The 935-nt window shown below is 58.1% G+C and carries 1 protein-coding gene; it reads left to right on the top strand.

What is annotated here, in order from left to right; translation table 11 throughout:
* A partial coding sequence (locus AC1D35_RS36415) for a hypothetical protein (RefSeq protein WP_477942896.1) occupies nucleotides 1-935 on the top strand: 935 nt, incomplete at both ends.

Here is a 935-nt window from a genome sequence, read left to right as displayed (position 1 = left end):
CCTGGAAGCGCGGACGGCAATCTGCAGCTGCTCGGACGGTTCCTGCTGACCTCGGTCACCGATACCAACGGCAATACGGTCAGCTACACTTACACCTGCCCCGATCTGCCGGTCTGCTACGTCGCCTCGATCAGCTACGGCAGCACGCTTGTCAGCTTCACCTACGAGGTCCGCCCCGACTACATCATCACCGGCAATGGTTATAACCTTTCCTACATGCGCCGCCGGCTGAAGACGGTCGCCGTGCAGTCGGCCGGCCAGAACCTCTCAGCCTACGTGATGACCTACAACCAGGCACCGCTGTCCAACACCTCGCGCCTGACCAAGGTTGAGCGCTACGGCAGCGACGTCATCCTCTCGGCAGGCATTCCCACCGCCGGTACCCGCAAGACCATCAGACAGATGGTCTATGACAATGCGACACTGGCATTCAACACTGTGTCCGCAGCAATCTCGACGAGTGCCGGCATCACCGACTTCGACGCCGACGGTAAAGACGAGACTTTTGCCGTTTCGTCTACATATGCGCATACATGCCACCCGGTAAGCGGCGCATGCACGCCACAAAACTACAGCGACGATTACGCCTATTTCCTCGGCATCACGAGCTTTAACGCCAACGGCGTGATCGCCGGATCCACGTCAACCCAGATCCTCTCCTACAGCAACATGTTTTCGCTGACCGGAAACGGAGAAAAGACCATGAGCAATTTTGCTGGGTGGGTGGGTCGGTTCAGCTCGAAGCCACAAAAGGATGGCGCCTATAGCTGGGACATGAAAACGGTAACAACGAGCGGCGATATCTTCGAACCTGGCCCTGTTAAAACTCGGTACGCACACAGCAATTTGATTGCGTCGGTCAATTCCGGCCTTGGTGGCTCGATGGTTGGGTGCGCTAGCGGTTATGCGGCCACCTGCGCGAACATGCCCCAGGC

The organism is Rhizobium sp. P1_E6 (assembly GCF_056405875.1).
This window is presented reverse-complemented; position numbering and strand designations above follow the sequence as displayed.